The organism is Streptomyces sp. XH2, from assembly GCF_049725035.1.
GTDB classification, from domain to species: domain Bacteria; phylum Actinomycetota; class Actinomycetes; order Streptomycetales; family Streptomycetaceae; genus Streptomyces; species Streptomyces roseoverticillatus.
Genome location: NZ_JBMMMZ010000011.1, coordinates 139,716 through 158,185, shown reverse-complemented (window position 1 = coordinate 158,185; position 18,470 = coordinate 139,716). Strand labels below are relative to the sequence as shown.

Annotated in this window: 14 protein-coding genes and 1 riboswitch; of the genes, 6 read left to right on the top strand and 8 right to left on the bottom strand. The window is 73.4% G+C overall.

Features of this window, described 5'->3' with window-relative positions; genetic code table 11:
- Positions 1–62: 62 nt before the first annotated feature.
- Entirely contained in the window at positions 63–1,226 is a 1,164-nt protein-coding gene (locus ACOTKD_RS23025; RefSeq protein ID WP_424890891.1) for an FAD-dependent monooxygenase, read from the top strand.
- 363 nt (positions 1,227–1,589) lie between these two features.
- The gene (locus ACOTKD_RS23020; protein ID WP_424890890.1) at positions 1,590–2,456 is read left to right on the top strand and encodes an Fpg/Nei family DNA glycosylase; all 867 of its coding nucleotides are present in this window, start codon (positions 1,590–1,592) and stop codon (positions 2,454–2,456) included.
- A gap of 141 nt (positions 2,457–2,597) precedes the next feature.
- On the opposite strand, the gene ACOTKD_RS23015 is transcribed toward ACOTKD_RS23020, so the two are convergent.
- Together ACOTKD_RS23015 and ACOTKD_RS23010 are read right to left on the bottom strand one after the other, a co-directional pair.
- A complete protein-coding gene (locus ACOTKD_RS23015; protein WP_424890889.1) occupies positions 2,598–4,040 on the bottom strand; it encodes an amino acid permease in 1,443 nt (480 codons plus the stop codon).
- Between the two features lie 99 nt (positions 4,041–4,139).
- The gene (locus ACOTKD_RS23010) at positions 4,140–6,467 is read right to left on the bottom strand and encodes a GH92 family glycosyl hydrolase (RefSeq protein WP_424890888.1); all 2,328 of its coding nucleotides are present in this window, start codon (positions 6,465–6,467) and stop codon (positions 4,140–4,142) included.
- Positions 6,468–6,780: 313 nt separating this feature from the next.
- Between ACOTKD_RS23010 and ACOTKD_RS23005 the strand changes: the two genes are divergently transcribed.
- The gene (locus tag ACOTKD_RS23005) at positions 6,781–7,992 is read left to right on the top strand and encodes an MFS transporter (RefSeq protein ID WP_424890887.1); all 1,212 of its coding nucleotides are present in this window, start codon (positions 6,781–6,783) and stop codon (positions 7,990–7,992) included.
- Between the two features lie 19 nt (positions 7,993–8,011).
- Here ACOTKD_RS23005 and ACOTKD_RS23000 read toward each other — a convergent pair whose 3' ends face one another.
- Entirely contained in the window at positions 8,012–9,124 is a 1,113-nt protein-coding gene (locus ACOTKD_RS23000) for a HoxN/HupN/NixA family nickel/cobalt transporter (RefSeq protein ID WP_424890886.1), read from the bottom strand.
- 29 nt (positions 9,125–9,153) lie between these two features.
- Positions 9,154–9,373: riboswitch (cobalamin riboswitch) on the bottom strand.
- 244 nt (positions 9,374–9,617) lie between these two features.
- Positions 9,618–10,847, bottom strand: a complete 1,230-nt coding sequence (locus tag ACOTKD_RS22995; protein ID WP_424890885.1) for an FAD-dependent monooxygenase — start codon at positions 10,845–10,847, stop codon at positions 9,618–9,620.
- Positions 10,848–11,020: 173 nt separating this feature from the next.
- On the opposite strand from ACOTKD_RS22995, the gene ACOTKD_RS22990 reads away from it, so the two are divergent.
- Positions 11,021–12,595, top strand: a complete 1,575-nt coding sequence (locus ACOTKD_RS22990) for an APC family permease (protein WP_424890884.1) — start codon at positions 11,021–11,023, stop codon at positions 12,593–12,595.
- An 11-nt stretch (positions 12,596–12,606) separates the two neighbouring features.
- The gene (locus tag ACOTKD_RS22985; protein ID WP_424890883.1) at positions 12,607–13,206 is read left to right on the top strand and encodes a YIP1 family protein; all 600 of its coding nucleotides are present in this window, start codon (positions 12,607–12,609) and stop codon (positions 13,204–13,206) included.
- Positions 13,207–13,339: 133 nt separating this feature from the next.
- On the opposite strand, the gene ACOTKD_RS22980 is transcribed toward ACOTKD_RS22985, so the two are convergent.
- The 4 genes from ACOTKD_RS22980 to ACOTKD_RS22965 form a co-directional block, all read right to left on the bottom strand.
- Positions 13,340–14,551, bottom strand: coding sequence for a cytochrome P450 family protein (locus ACOTKD_RS22980; protein WP_424890882.1), 1,212 nt, complete (start codon positions 14,549–14,551; stop codon positions 13,340–13,342).
- A 223-nt stretch (positions 14,552–14,774) separates the two neighbouring features.
- A complete protein-coding gene (locus ACOTKD_RS22975; RefSeq protein ID WP_424891063.1) occupies positions 14,775–15,986 on the bottom strand; it encodes an MAB_1171c family putative transporter in 1,212 nt (403 codons plus the stop codon).
- Positions 15,979–16,635 (bottom strand): hypothetical protein, encoded by a 657-nt coding sequence (locus tag ACOTKD_RS22970; RefSeq protein ID WP_424890881.1) that lies wholly within the window; start codon positions 16,633–16,635, stop codon positions 15,979–15,981. Before ACOTKD_RS22970 ends, ACOTKD_RS22975 begins: the two co-directional genes overlap by 8 nt.
- The gene (locus ACOTKD_RS22965; protein ID WP_424890880.1) at positions 16,632–17,114 is read right to left on the bottom strand and encodes a helix-turn-helix domain-containing protein; all 483 of its coding nucleotides are present in this window, start codon (positions 17,112–17,114) and stop codon (positions 16,632–16,634) included. The genes ACOTKD_RS22970 and ACOTKD_RS22965 overlap by 4 nt, the downstream gene beginning before the upstream one ends.
- A 408-nt stretch (positions 17,115–17,522) precedes the next feature.
- On the opposite strand from ACOTKD_RS22965, the gene ACOTKD_RS22960 reads away from it, so the two are divergent.
- Complete coding sequence (locus ACOTKD_RS22960) at positions 17,523–18,461, top strand: trypsin-like serine peptidase (RefSeq protein WP_424890879.1); 939 nt, start codon at positions 17,523–17,525, stop codon at positions 18,459–18,461.
- Positions 18,462–18,470 lie beyond the last annotated feature (9 nt).

Sequence of the window (18,470 nt, the reverse complement as noted above, 5' to 3'; positions counted from 1 at the left end):
GCCGCGCGCAGCGCCCCCCGCGCTCTGGACGCACCGCCCCCCTCCCCCATTACGCTCGGGGCATGACCCACGCCCTGGTCATCGGCGGCGGCATCGCCGGACCCGTCACCGCGATGGCGCTGCGGCGCGCCGGCATCGAAGCGACCGTCCACGAGGCGCATCCGACCGGCGCCGACCATCTCGGGGCGTTCCTCGTCCTCTTCGCCAACGGCCTGGCCGCGCTGCGCGCCGTCGGCGCCGACGAACCCGTCCTCGCCTGCTCCTTCCCCGCGGACACCGTGGAGTTCCTCGGCCCCACCGGCACCCGGCTCGGCGCGCGGCCCCTCACCGGCGCGGGCGACGACGGCCTGAGCCCGCGCACCCTGCAGCGCGCCGCCCTCTACCGCGCGCTGCGCGACGAGGCCGTCCGCCGGGGCGTCCGCGTCGCGTACGGCAAGCGGCTCGTGGACGCCACGACCGGCCCGGACGGCGTCGTGGCGTACTTCGCGGACGGCACCCGCGCCGAGGGCGACGTCCTCATCGGCGCCGACGGCATCCACTCCCGCACCCGCACCCTCCTCGACCCCGCGGCGCCCCCTCCCCGCCACACCGGCCAGCTCACGGTCTGCGGCCGCACCCACGACGCCGGCCGCGCCGTCCCGGACCGCACGTACCGGATGGTCTACGGGCAGCGCGCCTTCTTCGGCTGCACGAGCGCGCCCGACGGCTCCACGTACTGGTTCGCCAACATCCCCGCCCCCGAGCAGCCCCGCCGTGCGCTCGCCGCGATCGGCCCGGCCGGCTGGCGGGAGCGCGTCCTCGCGGCGTTCGCCGGCGATCACACGCCCGTGGCCGAGCTCGTCGCCGCCACCGGCGATTCCGTCGTCGGCGTGAACGCCTACGACATCCCCACGCTCCCCGTCTGGCACAGCGACCGCGCCGTCCTCGTGGGCGACGCCGTGCACGCCACCGCGCCCAACGCCGCGCAGGGCGCGTCGATGGCCATCGAGGACAGCGTGGTCCTCGCCCGCTGTCTGCGCGACCTGCCCGGCCCGGCGGAGGCCTTCGCCGCGTACGAGCGGCTGCGGCGCGAGCGGGTGGAGCGGGTGGTGGCGCTCAGTGCCTCCATGGCGGGGCGGATCGCCGCCGCCCCGCCGCCCGGCGAGCGGCGGGCCCCCGCGAGCTCCGACGGGGCGGACGACTGGCTGACGTCCTACCGCGTCGAGTGGGACGCGCCCGCCGGATGACCGCGCGACCGGCCCCGCACCGCCGGACCGCACCGTCACAGCCGATCACCGCCCCCGCGGGAGAAGGCCGCTGCGGCCTACAGCCGTGCGCCGTATGACGGCCAGTGGCCTTGTCCGGCGCCGCCGGACCGCGCCGTAGTGGCTGATCGCCACGGCGGCGGAGGAACAGTGCCGTGACCAGATTCCCATGGAGCCGGACGGCCGAAGCGGGGCCCGGCACCGCCCGGCTGCACCGTCACGGCCGATCACCACCCCCGCGGGAGAAGGCCGCCGAGCCGCCCGGCCGGTGAACGCCGCCGGGGCCGCAGGCCGGCCGGGGTGCGCCCCGGTTGCCCCGTTCCCCCGCTTCGGCAGACTGGAGCCATGCCTGAGCTGCCGGAGGTCGAGGCCCTCGCCGGGTTCCTCACCGGGCACCTCGTCGGCCGTACGGTCGAGCGCGTGCTGCCCGTGGCCGTGAGCGTCCTCAAGACCTACGACCCGCCGCTCACGGCCCTGGAGGGCCGGGAGGTGACCGCCGTGCGCCGGTACGGCAAGTTCCTCGACCTCGCCACCGGCGGCGACGGACCGCACCTCGTCGTCCACCTGGCCCGCGCCGGCTGGCTGCGCTGGCAGGACACCCTGCCGGAGGCACCCCCGCGCCCCGGCAAGGGCCCGCTCGCGCTGCGCGTGCGACTCGCCGGGGGCGGTGGCTTCGACCTCACCGAGGCGGGCACGCAGAAGCGGCTGGCCGCCTACTGCGTGCACGACGTCGCGGACGTGCCCGGCATCGCGCGCCTGGGCCCCGACCCCCTGTCCCCGGACTTCACCCTGAAGGCCTTCGCCGCCCTGCTGCGCGACGAGCGGCGGCAGCTCAAGGGCGTCCTGCGCGACCAGGGCGTGATCGCCGGCATCGGCAACGCGTACTCGGACGAGATCCTGCACGCGGCCCGCATGTCCCCCTTCAAGCTCGCCGCGAGTCTGACGGAGGACGAGACCGCCGCCCTGTACGGGGCGTTGCGCACCGTGCTGCACGAGGCGGTGGAGCGGGCGCGGGGCCACGCCGCGGCCGAGCTGAAGGCGGAGAAGAAGAGCGGGCTGCGGGTGCACGGCCGCGCCGGGCAGCCGTGCCCGGTGTGCGGCGACACCATCCGCGAGGTGTCCTTCAGCGACTCCTCGCTGCAGTACTGCCCCACGTGCCAGACGGGCGGCAAGCCGCTCGCCGACCGGCGCCTGTCCCGGCTGCTGAAGTAGCAGGTCCGCCGGACCCTCGCCGCTGTGGTCGCACGCCGTGGCGGCGGTCATGCGGTGGTGTGCCGCAGGCGCATCCCTTCCGCCGCGGCGGCGAGGCAGCAGGACGCGTCCGGAGCGGCGACGGCGAACCGCCCCGGCTCCTCAGTCCCGCGGGATCCCCCGCGCGTCCGCGTGCCGGAGCTCCGAGTGCTTGTACGAGTACGCGAAGTACACCACCAGGCCGATCACGAACCACACCGCGAACCGCACCCACGTCTGCCACGCGAGATACGTGATCAGCCAGATCGACGCGGCGACCCCGACCCCCGGCACCACCGGCACCCACGGGCAGCGGAAGGAGCGCGGCAGTTCGGGCCGCCGGTAGCGCAGCACGATGACCGCCGTGCACACGACGGCGAAGGCCAGCAGGATGCCGATGTTGGTCAGCTCCGCCGCCTCCCCGATCGGGACGAGGCCCGCGATGGCCGCCGAGGCCACCCCCACGATCCAGGTCACGCGCGTCGGCACGTGCCGTGTCGGGTGGGTCTTGGCGAACCACTTCGGCAGCAGGCCGTCCCGGCTCATCGCGAACCAGACGCGGGTGACGCCGAGCATGAAGGTGAACATGACGGTGAGGATGCCGATGATCGCGCCCACCGCGATGACGTCCGCGATCCCCTCGAGCCCGACGGATTTGAAGGCGGTGGAGAAGCCGCTGGCCTTGTCGATGTCCTTGTAGTTCTGCATGCCGGTCAGCACCAGGCAGGCCAGCACGTACAGCACCATCGAGATCGCGAGCGAGTACAGGATCGCCCGCGGCATGTGGCGCTGCGCGTCCTTGGACTCCTCGGCGGCCGTGGACATCGCGTCGTAGCCGAAGACCGCGAAGAACACCGTGGCCGCGCCCGTGAACGCGCCCCCGAGGCCGAAGGGGAAGAAGGGGGTGTAGTTGTCGGTGTTGATGTGGAAGAAGCCGACGCCGATCACCAGCAGCACCACGAGCACCTTCAGGACCACGACCACGGTCTCGAAGCGGGCGGCGCTCTTGATGCCCATGTTGAGCAGCCAGGCGATCAGCAGGCACAGCAGCGCCGCGAACAGGTCCACCCGGTGCCCCGTGCCGGTGCCCGGCGCGCCGAGCATCCACGCCGGCAGGTGGGCGTTGGTCTCCCCGAGCAGGAAGTTGATGTACCCGGAGATGCCGATGGCGACCACCGCGACGATCGCGGTGTACTCCAGAAGCAGGTCCCACCCGATGAACCAGCCGCCGATCTCGCCGAGGACCGCGTAGCCGTAGGTGTACGCCGACCCGGCCCGCGGGATCAGGCCGGCGAACTCCGCGTACGAGAAGGCCGCCGCCGCGCTCGCGACGCCCGCGATGAGGAAGGAGACGAGCACGGCGGGCCCGGCGACGCCGTTGGCGATGGTGCCCGCGAGGCTGAAGATGCCCGCGCCGATGATGCCGCCGACCCCGATCGCCGTGAGCTGCCAGAGCCCCAGGGCCCGGGTCAGGTGCTCGCCGTGCGCCTCGGTCTCCTCCGCCTCCGCGATCGTCTCGATCGGTTTGCGGCGCAGAATGCCCTGTCCCGTCCGGAGCCCGGCCATGTCATGTCCTCTCGTCGGCGCTGACGGCGGATCATCGCGGTCATCATGGACCGCGCGGGGCGGCGACGGAAGGCGCCGCCCCGCGCCGGCGGGCAGGGTTCAGCCGATGGCGGGTGCCGCGGCGGCGGCCCGGGTGCCCCACACCGAGGGGTCGGCGCCGCCCCTGAAGTCGAGCCTTCCGCCCCCGGTGATCTGCCGTGACGTCAGGTACGTCCGCCCGTAGCGCTCGCCGTCGAGCCGCACCGACTGCACGTAGCGGTCGCGGTCCGAGGTGCCCGGGGCGGTCACGGTGAACCGGCGGCCGCCGAGGTCCGCGTCCACCCGGTCGAACACCGGCGTGCTGAGGCCCCACACGTCCGCACCGGGCTGCACGGGGAACACCCCGATGGCGGAGAGCACCATCCACGCGGACATCGTGCCCAGGTCGTCGTTGCCGGTCATGCCGGTGGGCGCGTCGGTGAAGAGGGTGAGCGCGGCGTGCACGACGTCCGTCGTCTTCCACGGCTGCCCGGTCGACAGGTACGTGTACGGGGCGATCAGGTCGGGCTCGTTCTGCGGGTTGTACTTGTCGGCGTTGTAGTAGTCGTACGGGCCGTGGACCCACACCTCGCGGGCCGTGCGCGCGGGGTCGCGCACCAGCCGGTCGTAGGCGAAGAAGGAGTCGAGGCGGGCGTTCGCCCGGTCCCTGCCGCCGATCAGGTCCACCATCCCCGGCAGGTCCTGCGGCACGAGCCACTGGTACTGCCACGCGGTGCCCTCGTGGAAGCAGATGCTCTTCGCCGGGTCGGCCGGGCCCGTGAACGCGCCGTCGGCGCCGCGGGCCCGGAAGAAGCCCGTCTCCGGGTCGTAGACGTTGCGGTAGTTCCGGGAGCGGGCGGCGTAGCGCTCGGCGTCCGCGTGGTGGCCGAGCGAGCGGGCCATCTTCGCGAGCATGCCGTCGGCCAGCGCGTACTCCAGCGTCGCCGATCCGCCCTGGTGCAGGTCGGAGTCGCCGGGCTTGTCCTTGGGTCTGGAGGGCGTGCAGGGGACGTAACCGTCCTTGACGTACCGGTCGTTGCCGTCGCGGCCCGCGTAGGGGGAGTCCTTGGGCGGCACGCCGTCGGCGTTCCGCTTCAACGCGCGGTACGCCTCCTCCTCGTGGCCCTTGAGCAGCCCGTGCTGGTAGGCGTTGGTGAGGAAGGGGGTCACCGGGTCGCCGGTCATGATGTTCGTCTCGACCGTGCCGTAGCCCCATTTGGGCAGCCAGCCGCCGTCCTCCTCCACTCGCAGCACCGACAGCGCCATGTCCCGCGACTCCTCCGGCGCGAGCAGCGCGAGCAGCTGTGCCTGGGTGCGGTAGGTGTCCCACAGCGACCAGTTCTGGTAGTAGGTGAAGCCGCGGGCGCGGTGGATCCGCTGGTCCCAGCCGGTGTAGCGGCCGTCGGCGTCGCTGCCGGTGTTGGGTGCCAGGAAGGCGCGGTACAGCGAGGAGTAGAAGGTGCGGCGCAGCGTTTCGGGGCCGCCCTGGACGCGGACGTCGCCCAGGCGGCGCTCCCACGCGTCGCGCGCGGCGCGGGCGGTGCGGTCGAAGCCGTCGTCCTCCGCGCGGAGGTTGCCGGCGGCACCGTCCGCGTCGACGTAGCTGAGGGCCGTGGTGGCTTCCACGGTGCGGTCGCGGGTGGTGTCGAAGCGCACCCAGGCGCCGTTGCGGCCGGTCGAGGTGGACTTCCGGGTGCCCTGGGAGACCTGGTCGCCGTTCCAGGTGCCGTAGGCGGTGAAGGGCCGGTCGAAGCGCGTGATCGTGTACACCGTGTACGGGCGGGTGTCCTGGCAGAAGCCGCGGCCGGTGATGGCGGAGCGGACGGTCCGGGAGTCGAGGACCTCGACGGTCGTGGAGACGGTGCGGTGCAGCGACTGCCCGGTGTTGAGCAGGACGTTGGCCTTGTTCGTGGCGGGGAAGGTGTAGCGCTGGTGGCCGGTGCGGCGGCCGGCGGTGAGCTCGGCGGTGATCCCGCCGTAGGAGGAGAGGCCGACCCGGTAGTAGCCGGGGCGGGCGGTCTCGTCACGGTGACTGAACTCCGCGGCGTAGCGGGCGTTGTCGGTCTGCTTCACGTCACCGGTGGTGGGCAGCACGGGCAGGTCGCCGCCGATGCGGCAGCCCACGCCCGAGAGGTGCACGGTGCTGAAGCCCCGGATGTGGTGGTGCTTGTAGTCGTAGCCCGTGCTGTGGCCGGTGTCGGGGGAGAGCTGCACCATGCCGAAGGGCACGGCGGCGCCGGGGAAGGTGTTCCCCTCGTTCTGGGTGCCGATGAAGGGGTTCACCAGGCCGGTGAGCCCGCCGGCCGCCGCGGCCGGCTCCGGGGTGGTGAGCGAGATCCCGCCCACTACCGCCGCGAGTGCGAGTGCGGCCGCGCAGGTGCGCGAGCGCAGGTGTCCGGTCCATCTCATCGTCCACGCCCCTCGGGTGACGCCACGCAGGATGCCGACATCGTTGTCAGCGCCGAGGGTAGCGAGTGGTTGACGTGCTGTCATGATGCCCCGCGCGACATGTGTGGCGACGACGGCCACCGGCGGCTCGCCCGGTGCGGCGTGAGCCCCTCCGCGCCGCGCGGTCGCCGCCGGACCCCGCACGGGCCTGCCGAAAATTTCTTGACGCTCCAGGTGTTACGTATAACGATCGCCTTGTGACCTCACCCACGAGCACGTTGCCACCGGACAGGGCCCTGCGGCCGGAGGATTCGGCGGACGGGGAGGTCTCCCCGTGAGCTACGCGGACCTGCTGCGCGGCCCCCATGTGATCAGGCTGCTCCTGGGCACGCTCGTCGGGCGGCTGCCGAGCGCGATGGCCGCCGTCGCGGTCCCGCTGGCGCTGCGTCAGGCGGGCGCGTCGTACGGCTTCGTGGGCGTGGCCGTCGGCGCGTTCGCGGTCGCCTCCGCCGTGGGCGGGCCGCTGCTGGGCCGGCTCGTGGACCGGGTGGGCCAGCCGCGCGTCCTGCTGCCGACGGCCCTCGTGGCGGCCGCGGGCTTCGCCGTCGTCGCCGTCGCGCCCGGCAGCACCGCGGCCGTCCTGGGCGGGGTCGTGCTCGCGGGCGCGGCCACTCCCCCGCTGGAGCCGTGCCTGCGGGCCCTGTGGCCGGACATCGTCGCGCCCGGGAAGCTGGAGTCGGCCTACGCGCTGGACTCCGCGTCCCAGGAGCTGGTCTTCGTCGGCGGGCCGCTGGTGGTGGCCGGCGGCGTGGCGGTCGCCTCGCCCGCGGCGGCGCTGTGGGCGGGCGCGCTCCTGGGCGTCGCCGGGGTGCTCGTCGTCGCCACCGCCCCGCCCGCCCGGGCCTGGAAGGCGCCCGCCCGGTCCGCCGGCCGGCTGGGGCCGTTGCGCAGCCGCGGCTTCGTCGTCCTGATCACGGGCCTCACGGGCGTGGGCGTCGCCATCGGCACCCTCAACGTCCTCGTCGTCTCCTACGCGGAGGGGCACCGGCTGCCCGGCGGCGCCCCGGCGCTGCTCTCGCTCAACGCTCTCGGGGCGCTCACCGGCGGGCTGGCCTACGGGGCCGTGCGGCGCTGGCGGGTGGCGCCGCCGCGCCGGACGCTGCTGATGATGCTGGGTCTGACGGCCGGGTACGGGCTGCTGTGCCTGCTGCCCGCCCCGCCGTACATGGCCTGCCTGATGCTCTTCACCGGGCTGTTCCTCGCACCCGTGCTGACCGTCGTGTTCGTGCTCGTGGGCGAGCTCGCGCCGGCGGGCACCGTCACGGAGGCGTTCGCGTGGCTGGTGACCCTGATGACGGCCGGCGTGGCACTGGGGTCGGCCGTCACCGGCACGGTCCTGGAGGAGGCGGGGGCCACGTGGGCCGCGACGTGCGGTGTCCTGGGGGTCGCCGTGGGCACGCTGGTGATCCTCGCCGGGCAGGCGCAGCTGGTGCCGGCGGCGGCGCGGGAGGAGGCCGGGGAGGCGTCCGCCCGCGCCGCCGCCTGACGGCGGGCCGGCGCGCGGGTCAGCTCTCGGCCGGGGCCGCCGGGCGGGCGGCCCAGCGCGGGTCGACCGTGCCGAAGCGCCAGTAGCCGAGGGCGGCCGCCCACACCACCACGAACAGGCCGACGATGACGAAGCCGACGTTGTCGAGGTTCAGGCCGGCGATCCAGCCGGTCACCGCGTCCTCCAGGCCCAGCTTCTCGTGCAGGACGCCGACCAGTTCGATGGTGCCGATGAGGAAGGCGACGGCGATCGACAGGCCCGTGATGGTGAGGTTGTAGTAGACCTTGCGGACCGGGTTGGAGAACGCCCACTGGTAGGCGAAGTTCATGAACGTGCCGTCGAGGGTGTCGAAGAGGCTCATGCCCGCGGCGAACAGCAGCGGCAGGCACAGGATCGCGTACCAGGGCACGCCCGCGGCGGCGCCGCTGCCCGCCATCACCATCAGCGTGACCTCGGTGGCCGTGTCGAAGCCGAGGCCGAAGAGGAAGCCCAGCGGGTACATCTGGCCCGGGCGGGTGATCGAGCGCGTGAAGCGGCCGAGGACGCGGTTCATGAAGCCGCGCGAGTCCAGGTGCTGCTCCAGCTCGGCCTCGTCGTAGCGGCCCTCGCGCATCGCGCGGAAGATCCGCAGGATGCCGGCGAGGGCGACGAGGTTGAGCGCGGCGATGAGGTAGAGGAAGCCGCCGGAGGCGGTCGTGCCGACGATGCCGAGCGTCTGGTGGGTGGTGGACTCCTCGTCCATCAGCGTGCCGGCCAGCCGCGTGCCGCCGGCCACCAGCAGGGTCAGCAGCACGACGACGCTGGAGTGGCCGAGCGCGAACCAGAAGCCGACGGAGACCGGGCGCTTGCCGTCGGCCATCAGCTTGCGGGTGGTGTTGTCGATGGCGGCGATGTGGTCGGCGTCGAAGGCGTGCCGCATGCCGAGGGTGTAGGCGGTGATGCCGAGGCCGACGCCGTAGACCTTGGAGCCGACGGCGTAGTGATGGGGGACGACGAGCAGGTAGAGCACGCCGAACGCGACGACGTGCAGGGCGGCGATGACGGCCAGCAGGCCGGCGGTCCGCACGGTGTCCTGGCGGCGCCAGCGGAAGGAGGGCGCGGGGCCGCCGGGAGAATCGGTGGGTCGGGACATGGGGTTGAACGCTCCAGCACCTCGTGGACCATTTGCGAGATGCCGTGGCCGGTCTCCTGGCTTACGGGTCCGTTCGCGCCCGTCCCCGCCTTCCCGGCAGCCGGCTGCGGCCAGTGGCTCCGCGCGCCCGTGGGGCGACGCGCGGAACGGGACGGTCACTCCCCGATCACAGTGGCGAGGGCCGCGCCGGGCTCGGACCTCGACGGTCCTTCACCGGTCTTCCCGAACACCACGGCCGGGTCACTTTAGCGCCCGGGGGACGCGAATGCGAAGGTTCAGCAGCTGCCAGCCCTTTGCAAGTGTGGTGCCAGGCGCCCCGGGCCGAGCGCACTGCGCCTGCGGCCCCGGGGCCCGCTCGGCCGGGCAGGCTCGCGGCCCGGCCCGGGGTCCGCCCGGCACCGCCGGACTCCGGCGTTTCGGCTCGGCGCCGTTGCGCCGGGTGGAGCGGCGCGGCCCGGAGCACAGGGCGTGCAACCCGCGGGCCGGTCCCCCCTCAGGGCTCCCGCCCGACGTCCAGCGCCTGGCCGCCGAAGCTTCCCTCGCCCTCGGACGCCCGCTTCCACCAGGCCTCCAGGGCGGCCTGGTTCATGGCCGCCCAGTCGGGCGTGGCCTGCACCTGGGCGCGGCCCAGGCGGCGGCCCAGGTCGACGACGGCGCGGCCGGCGGGCGTCCGCGCCGCGTCGTACGCGGCCACGGCCTCCTTCCAGCTCCCGGCGGAGGCCAGGCAGCGCTCCAGCACGGTCGCGTCCTGCAGGGCCTTCACGGCGCCGCTGCCGGAGTGCGGCCGGGCGACGGCGGCCGCGTCGCCGAGGAGGACGAGCCGGCCCTCCCCGTAGCGCGGCACGCACAGGTCGAGGACGGGCTGGACGTAGGTGGCGTCCTTGGGCGTGCGCCGGACGACCTCCTGCCAGTACGGCGGGAAGTGCTCCTCGACGACGGCGCGGTGATGGGCCGTCAGCGCGTCGGGCACCCGGCTCGGCGGGAGGCCCGCCGCGTCGTCGACGGACAGGGCGTGGGCCGGGTCGGCGGGCGCGGTGTAGAAGACCCAGTTGGCGCCGGTTCCGGTCCCGCCCGGCCCGGGGATGCGGTAGACGATCATGTGGCCGCCGGGGAAGGCGACGGTGGCGGCCTCGTCCCGGGCCCACGCGCCGGCCGGGCCGGGCAGTTCCTCCTCCGGGAGGATGCCGCGCCACGCCAGGTATCCGGCGTAACCGGGCACGGTCGCGTCCCGGGTTGCGGCCCGGACGGCGGAGCGGTATCCGTCGGCGCCGATGACGAGGTCGAAGCGCTCCTCACGGCCGCCGGCCAGGCGCAGCAAGGCCCCGTCGGGCCCGGGCAGCACCCGCTCGACCGCGCTCCCGCGCTCGTAGGCGACGCAGGAGGGGACGCGGGCCCGCAGCGCGCTCCACAACGACCCCCAGTCGTACGAACGGAACCCGAACGGCAGCGCCCCCACCCGCCGCCCGGCCCGGCGCGCGTCCTCCCGTACGAGCCAGGGGCGCGAGGTCAGCCGCACCCACGGTATGCCCGGGTCCAGGTGCCCGGCCGCCTCCAGCTCGGCGTAGCGCCGCTCGTGGACGGCGAGGCCGACGCCCCGGTCCGCAAGCCTTCCGGCCGCCCGCTCGAAGACCACCACCTCGCCGGCGCCCGCGCGCGCCACGGCCAGCGCGGCCGCGCATCCGGCGATCGAGCCGCCCACGACCGCCACCCGTCCTGCAAGCATCTCCCACCCCTTTCGTCGCGCCTGTCGCCGACGGAACCTACCCGGCCGTTTGCAGCCGCAGCCACCGGGCGTGTCGGAACGGTGGACGGGGCCGACACGCCGGTGCTACCAGTGCATTGAACGCATAATCAGGTCAGCCGGACCCCATCCGGCACGAGAAGGGGCTGACCGCCATGGCAGGTACGGGAAGACCGCCGACGGATCAGGTCGGCTTCGTGCGCCGGATCGGCCTGTTCCAGGCCACCGCCATCAACATGAGCCAGATGTGCGGCATAGGCCCCTTCGTCACCATCCCCCTGATGGTCGCGGCCTTCGGCGGCCCGCACGCCGTCATCGGGTTCGTCGCGGGCGCCGTGCTGGCCCTGGCCGACGGGCTGATCTGGGCCGAGCTCGGCGCCTCGCTGCCCGGCGCGGGCGGCAGCTACGTCTATCTGCGCCAGGCCTTCCAGTACCGCACGGGAAAGCTGATGCCGTTCCTGTTCGTCTGGACGATGATGCTCTACTTCCCGGTGGCCCTGTCGACGGGCGTCATCGGCTTCGTGCAGTACCTGACCTACCTCTGGCCCGGCATGACGCAGACGCAGGGCGACCTGACGGGCCTGGTGCTCATCGCCCTCGTCGTCGCGTCGCTGTGGGGGCGGGTGGAGAACCTGGCGCGGATCACCGCCGCCCTCTGGTGCGTGATGATCGCCTCCGTCGTCCTGGTGATCGTCGCCGCCTACACCCACTTCAGCCCGGACCTGGCCTTCACCTACCCGGTGGGCGCCTTCGAGCTGACGTCGAGTCACTTCTGGATCGGCTTCGCGGCGGGCCTGACCATCGGCATCTACGACTACGGCGGCTACAACACGACCGCGTACATGGGCGCCGAGATCAAGGACCCCGGGCGCAACATCCCGCGCTCCATCATCTACTCCGTCCTCGGCATCATGGCCATCTACCTGCTGCTGCAGATCGGCACGCTGGGCGTGGTCGACTGGAAGGACATGCTCGACCCGGAGAACTCCGCGTCCTCCTCCATCGCCTCCGCGGTGATGGAGACGACGTGGGGCAAGGGTGCGGCGGACGCCGTCACCGTGCTGATCCTCGTCACGGCCCTCGCCTCGGTCTTCACGGGGCTGCTCGGGGCCTCCCGGATCCCGTACAACGCGGCCCGGGAGAAGGTCTTCTTCCGGCCCTTCGCCATTCTGCACCCGCGCCACCGCTTCCCCGTGCTGGGCCTGCTGTCCATGGGCGGCATCGGCTGCGTCGCCTTCCTGATAGGGCGTCACACGGACCTGGCGACGCTCATCCAGCTGCTGCTGACGGTCATGGTGCTCGTCCAGGCGCTCGGCCAGATCGCGGCCGTCACGGTGCTGCGGCGGCGCCAGCCCGGGCTGCGGCGCCCGTACCGGATGTGGCTCTACCCGCTGCCCAGCCTGGTCGCGCTCGTCGGCTGGCTCGTCATCTACGGCTACGCGGACCGGAATTCCCCCGGACGGCACCCCATCGAATGGTCACTGGCCTGGGTCGGGGCCGGCTGCGTGGCCTTCCTGCTCTGGGCGCGCTACGAGAAGGTGTGGCCGTTCGGGCCGCGGGAGATCAGCGAGGAGTACCTGCACGGCGCCGACCCCGACACCGAACCGGCCGCGGGGGCGGGCTCGGTGCCCGATCCCCGTCCGGACGCCGAGGGCAGCACCGGCCCGGGCGCCGGTCCCGGCACGGACCCCGACGCAGACCCCGGCACCGGAGTCCCCGCCGAGCGGTGATACTTGCATTCATGCCTGTTTCTGCCTCCCCGCACTCACCTCCCGCCCCACGCACACCTGCCGCACGCCGCAGGCTGTACTGGCACCGCCTCTTCTTCGGGCTGTGGTTCCGCCCGGTCGAGATCCTCGACGAGGCACGGGACCGGAGCGTGTGGGGGGCGGCGGCGTTTCTGTGCGTGCTCTGCGGGGTGCTGGGCACGATGGGCCGGGACTCCTTCTGGGAGGGGTGGCGGGTGGGCCCCGCGTTCGCCCTGGAGGCCATGGCGATAGCCGACGTGGTCCTCGTCCTCGCGAGCCTGCTGCTGGGCATCGCCACGCAGGCCATCGCGCGCCGGCTCGGCGGCAACGGCAAGTTCGGCCCGACGGTCACGCTGTTCGTCGTGGTGTTCTGGGCGACGGACCTGCCGCGGCTCGCCCTGGACGCGTGCCTGCCCGGGGACTCCGTCCCCGTGCGGGCGGCCGCCTGGATCACCTCGGCCTTCGGCTACGCCTTCGCCACGCTGCTGATCCGCGGTCAGCACCACCTGCCCACGCACAAGGCCGTGGCGGCGGTGAGCATACAGATGCTGGCGGCGGTGGCCCTGCTGAAGTTTCCGGCCGCCACGGGCTGATGCGCCCGGAGATCCCCTTGAGGGAGTCGACGGCCCGCCCGGTGCGACGGGGGATGCACACCGGGCGGGCTCGAGGACAGTTCTACCTCATCAAGGATGGGTCATGCACCAAAAACCTGTTCGGCTTTGCCGGCTACCAGCGGACAGGGAGCGAAATCAGGCCACGCGCCCGCACCGAGGGCCGCCACGCCAGTTCCTCCCGCGCCACGTCGAGCGCGAGCCCCGGGAACCGCTCCAGCAGCGCTGCCAGCGCGGTTTCCGTCTCCATCCTGGCCAGTGGGGCTCCGAGGCAGTAGTGGATCCCGTGCCCCAGCGCGAGATGACCGGAACGATCACGGTCCAGATCCAGCCGATCCGGCTCGGAAAAGTGATGAGGGTCACGATTGGCGGCGGCGATGGACAGCAGCACGGTCTCCCCCGCCGGTACGGTCACCCCGCCGATCTCCACGTTCTCCAGCGGAAACCTGCGGATCGCGAGCGGCCCGGGCCCGTCCCACCGCATGAACTCCTCGACGGCCGCTGCGAGTCCGGCCGGATTCGCTCGCAAAGACTCCATCAAGACCGGGTGGTCCAGCAGCGCCAGCACGGCGTTGGCGATCAGGTGGACGGTGTTCTCGTAGCCCGCGAAGAGGATCAGGAAGGCGAGCGACGACAGTTCGTCCTCCGAGAGCCGGTCGGCCCCCTCGCCCCCGTCGCCGTCGCGGACCGCGATGAGGTCGGAGAGCAGGTCGTCGCCGGGGGTGGCGCGCTTGCTCGCGATGAGGCCGGTGAAGAAGCGCATCATGGTGCCGATGGCTTCCTTCGCGAGGTGCGGCCGCGCCGGGTCCGGGGTGATCAGCGCGTCCGTCCAGGACCGGAAGTCCTGCCGCTGGTCCTGCGGCACGCCCAGCAGGTCGCATATGACGGTGATGGGCAGGGGGCCCGCGTAGGACGCCAGCAGGTCCGTGCGGCCTTCGGCCTCGACCGCGTCGAGGAGTTCGTCGGCGACCTTGCGCACCGGCTCGCGGAGCTTGTCCACGCGACCGGGCGTGAAGGCCTTGACGACGAGGCGGCGGATGCGGGTGTGGTCCGGGGGGTCCATGTTGAGCAGGTTGGCGTCGAGGGCCGGAGGCAGCTTGAGCCCGGCGTAGTTGCCGGGCGCGGCGTTGCGCTTGTCCAGGGACAGCCGCGGGTCGGCGAGCGCCCGGCGGACGTCCTCGTAGCGGGTCACCAGCCAGGCGGGCCGGCCGTCGGGGCCGGTGAAGCGGTGGACCGGGCCGGCCTCGCGCAGCCGGGCGTAGGTGCCGTACGGGTCGTTGATGAGCGCGCTGACGTCGAAGGGCGCGGAAGGAGCGGGGTTCGGCATGGGAACCGACTCTAGAAGATCGGCCGCCCGGTGGCGGACGGACGGGTGTGAGGCCGGGGGCAGGGGTACCGGGGTGCGCGGCGTGCCGTCGCCGGTGCCCCCGCCGGAGGCGGACGCGCACGGGCGGCGCCGGGGCCGTCGTGGTGACGGACCCGGCGCCGGCCTGTGGCGCAGGCGGCCTTGACCCCCGTCCCGGGCCACCTCGTCCATGGGCCGCACGCCGTCAGGAACGGCGTGCCGCGCTCATCTCCCGTAGTTCTTCGAGGACCGCGTCGACCACCGGGTCGTGGTAGACGTCCGCGACGAGGGCCAGGTGCTCGTGCTCCTCGGCCGGATCGGCGCTGACGGTGATGACGACGCTGTCGGCGTGCGGTGCGGGCACGTGCCCGGTGACCTGGTTCTGCAGGCCGCGCCGGAGGGCCGTGGCCTCCACGACCGCGGCGAGCCGGCGCTCGTCGAGCGCGGCGCCGGTCGCCTTGCGGCGGGCGATGTCCAGGGCGGCGGGCTCGACGTGGCGGCGGATGCCGCGCTGGATGTCGCGGATCTCCGCCATCTGCCGGTTGGCCCGCCACTCCAGGTCGGCGAAGGGCCAGCGGCCCGTCAGGCCGCGCCCGGTGAGGGTGACCTCGGGGGCGTGGGCGGTGACGTCCTGCCAGAGCGGCTGCAGCCGGCGGAGCCGGCGCCACGCGGCGACCCGGGGCCCCGCGGCGGGCAGCGAGAAGCCGAGCAGGACCAGCAGGGCGGCCACCGAGGCGCTCATCGGGGCGACGCCGTTGGACAGCCAGTAGGCGTCGTGGCCCATCCAGGTCAGCACGAAGCCGGTGAGCTTGCACAGGCAGTAGAACAGTCCGAGCCAGCAGCCCGCGGCGAGCGTCCGCAGGCCCTTGGCGAGCCAGCCCGGGCCCAGCTGGGCGGCGTAGCGCGGGCAGAGGGCGCCGAGGCCGGCGAGGCTCGTGCCGAAGATGGCCAGATACAGCACCAGGAAGGCGACGACTCCGGGCGCGTCGGCGTAGGCGGTGCTGAAGTCGCGGGGGTGCTCCACGGCGTCGGGGCGGCCGACGGCGAAGCACACGACGGCCGCGGCCCACGCGGCGGTCACGACGGCCACGGCGAACCGGCAGCGCGCGGCGGCCCGCGCGCGGGCGGCGGCGTCGCCGCGGCTGGTCCAGCGCAGCAGCAGGATCGTGGCGCCGGAGGCGAACAGGACCACGGCCGAGTAGAGGAAGACCATGGCCAGGTTGGCGACGCCGGTCAGCCGGTCGAAGGCGCGGTAGACGCTCGGCGCGGAGAACAGGAAGACGACGGGAACGCCGGAGGTCATCAGGGCGGTCAGGCCCAGGTCGACGTTGCCGCGGTCGCGGAACCACGCGCGGGCCTTGTAGCCGACGATGGCCCAGGTGATCGCGCTGAAGGTCAGGTAGAGGGCGTCAAACAACGTCGCCTCCGCCACTCGCGCCGGCTCCGCCGTGCTCCCGGATCCGCCGCCGGACGTGCTGCAGGGCGGGGCCGAGGGAGGCCGCCAGCTCGGCGGCCTCGCCCTCCAGGCGGGCGTCCTGGCCGGGCGGCGGGGGCACGACCTTCTCCATGAGGAGGGTGCCGAGGATCTCGGTCTCGCGCTCGGTGAGGTTGTCGTAGCAGTGGTGGCGGGCGAGGCCCATGGTCAGGCCCATGCGGCGCATGGCGGTCGCCACGTCGACGGAGGGGGTCCACACCTTGAGGGCGTCCTCGGTGACGGCCGGGTCCTGGTCGTGGCCGAGGAGCAGGTGGCCGATCTCGTGCAGCACGATGTGGACCTGGTGCCAGGGGGACGTCTTCTGCTCGTAGATGACCCAGTACGCGTCGTCGGTGGTGGCGGTCATGCCGGAGACGACGCCGTCGAGGCTCATGGGAACCAGGCGGATCGGGCGGCCGACGCGGCGCGCGACGACGTCGCACAGGCCCTGCAGGTCGGTGGACGCGGGCAGTGCGAGCTCGTGGATGAGCTGCTTGCACCGGCGCCGTATGCGCCCCACTCGCATGCCTGCACCGTCCTCGTCCTCGGTACGCCGCCAGTACGTGAAGAGCCGGTCATCCGTGACGGTCACGGGCGCTCCTCACCACCCGCGTCGGGCGGGTCGGACGGAAGGTTCATCTGCTGCCGGAACTGGCTGATGATGGTGGTCAGGCTGTCCTGCACCTCCGGGGGCAGGCCGACCGAGCGCAGGGCGATGGCCCGCACCCGCTGGTCGCGCATGGCGACGAGGAAGCGGACCTCCTCCTCCACGCGCTCGGCCTGCGAGGCCGAGAGGTCGCCCATCAGATAGCCGACGGGCACCGCGAAGAACCTGGCCAGGGCGCGCAGCACGTCCGGGCTGGGGTTGGCGCGGCGGCCGTTGCGCAGCATCGACAGATACTGCTCGGTGAGACCGGTCTCGCCGTACTCCTCGCCGTTGGTGATCTCGTCGGCGACGTGGCTGTTGGTGTAGGGCGCGCCGGGCGGGTGCATGTTCGCGAACAGGTAGTTGAGCCGCGCCGCGAGCGTGCCGCGCTCGTCGCCCGCCGCCCTGTCGCCCCCCACTGCCATCTGCTCCCGTCCTCACCGGCCGACGTTCCCCCACTCACCTCACGGCCAGTTAAGCCGGAGGCGACTGCGAGACGCATCCTGTCATGGCCTAGGCCTGTAGCACTAGTCCACCCGGGGTTTCATCTCGGTGACGGACTTAACCACGAGTTGATGGCGCGGTGAACAACCGGGCGGTTCCGGGCCGCGGGCGCTCCGCTCGCCCGCAAGGACAGCGCTGAGCCCGCCGCAGGAATTCCGCCGGATCTCCGGGCCGGGCCCGTCCGCCGGGCGAAGTCCGCCGGAGCGGGGCACACTTGCCGGCCCGCTCCGGGGGTCCCACGTCCTCGTGAATCCTGTCGCGTCCTGGCCTGTTCACCCCGGTCCCGCCCGTAGGACGATGACACGCTCGCCACGAGGAGGTATCCGACCATGCCCAGACCTCACAGACCCCGCACCCTGCACGGCCTGGCCGCCGCCCTGCTGTCGGGGCTGCTGGTCGCCGCCGCGTCCGGCACGGGCGCGGCCGCCGCCGGCGGGCCTCCGCGGCGCGCCGCGGCCGAGGCCGACGCCTACTGGACACCGGAGCGCATGGTGGCCGCCCTGCCGGCCGGGCAGCGCGCGGGAGGGGCGGGGGGCCGGGCGCACGCCGGTGACGTGCCCCCCAGCCGTCCGTTCGACGGGCTGCCGCAGGTGGGCACGTTCTTCTGGACCGACGGGAACAACACCGGGCGCTTCTGCGGCGGCACGGTCGTCCGCAGCCCGCACCGGGACCTGGCCGTGAGCGCGGCCCACTGCCTGCGCTCGCCGGACCCCAAGAAGCGGCTGACGTTCGTGCCCCAGTACCACGACGGCCTGAAGCCCCACGGCGTCTTCCCCGTGGAGGACATCCACATCGACCAGCGCTACTACGACCTGGGGACGGACCGCGGCGCGCGCTGGGACTACACGGTGCTGCGGCTCGGCGAGCGCGACGACGGCGAGAGCGTGCAGGACGTCGTCGGCGGCTTCGGGCTCGGGATCCGTCCGGGGTTCGCGCACCGCGACGTGCGGCTGATCGGCTATCCGGGCAGCAGCGACGCCAAGTACCCCAAGCCGCTGGACTGCTCCTCCTCCACGCACCGCTACACCAGCACCGATCCGAACGCCCCGGGCGACTTCCTGGAGATCGCCTGCGCGGGCTACGTCGGCGGCACGTCGGGCGGGCCGTTCCTCGTCCGCGGGGAGGACGGGTACGAGGTCATCGGCGTGATCGGCGGCTACCACACCGGGGGTGACACCCCGGACATCTCGTACAGCTCGTACTTCACGCACGACCTGCTGGAGCTGTATCTGGACGCCGTGGACGGCGACCGGCCCGCGGGCCGGTGAGCGGGGCGC

Bases quoted from the DNA above. Each gene is read 5' to 3' on its own strand.
- ACOTKD_RS23020 (WP_424890890.1), top strand. From the start codon at position 1,590: ATGCCTGAGCTGCCGGAGGTCGAGGCCCTCGCCGGGTTCCTCACCGGG.
- ACOTKD_RS23000 (WP_424890886.1), bottom strand. From the start codon at position 9,124: ATGTCCCGACCCACCGATTCTCCCGGCGGCCCCGCGCCCTCCTTCCGC.
- ACOTKD_RS23015 (WP_424890889.1), bottom strand. From the start codon at position 4,040: ATGGCCGGGCTCCGGACGGGACAGGGCATTCTGCGCCGCAAACCGATC.
- ACOTKD_RS22985 (WP_424890883.1), top strand. From the start codon at position 12,607: ATGCCTGTTTCTGCCTCCCCGCACTCACCTCCCGCCCCACGCACACCT.
- ACOTKD_RS22980 (WP_424890882.1), bottom strand. From the start codon at position 14,551: ATGCCGAACCCCGCTCCTTCCGCGCCCTTCGACGTCAGCGCGCTCATC.
- ACOTKD_RS23025 (WP_424890891.1), top strand. From the start codon at position 63: ATGACCCACGCCCTGGTCATCGGCGGCGGCATCGCCGGACCCGTCACC.
- ACOTKD_RS23010 (WP_424890888.1), bottom strand. From the start codon at position 6,467: ATGAGATGGACCGGACACCTGCGCTCGCGCACCTGCGCGGCCGCACTC.
- ACOTKD_RS22960 (WP_424890879.1), top strand. From the start codon at position 17,523: ATGCCCAGACCTCACAGACCCCGCACCCTGCACGGCCTGGCCGCCGCC.
- ACOTKD_RS22990 (WP_424890884.1), top strand. From the start codon at position 11,021: ATGGCAGGTACGGGAAGACCGCCGACGGATCAGGTCGGCTTCGTGCGC.
- ACOTKD_RS22995 (WP_424890885.1), bottom strand. From the start codon at position 10,847: ATGCTTGCAGGACGGGTGGCGGTCGTGGGCGGCTCGATCGCCGGATGC.
- ACOTKD_RS22965 (WP_424890880.1), bottom strand. From the start codon at position 17,114: ATGGCAGTGGGGGGCGACAGGGCGGCGGGCGACGAGCGCGGCACGCTC.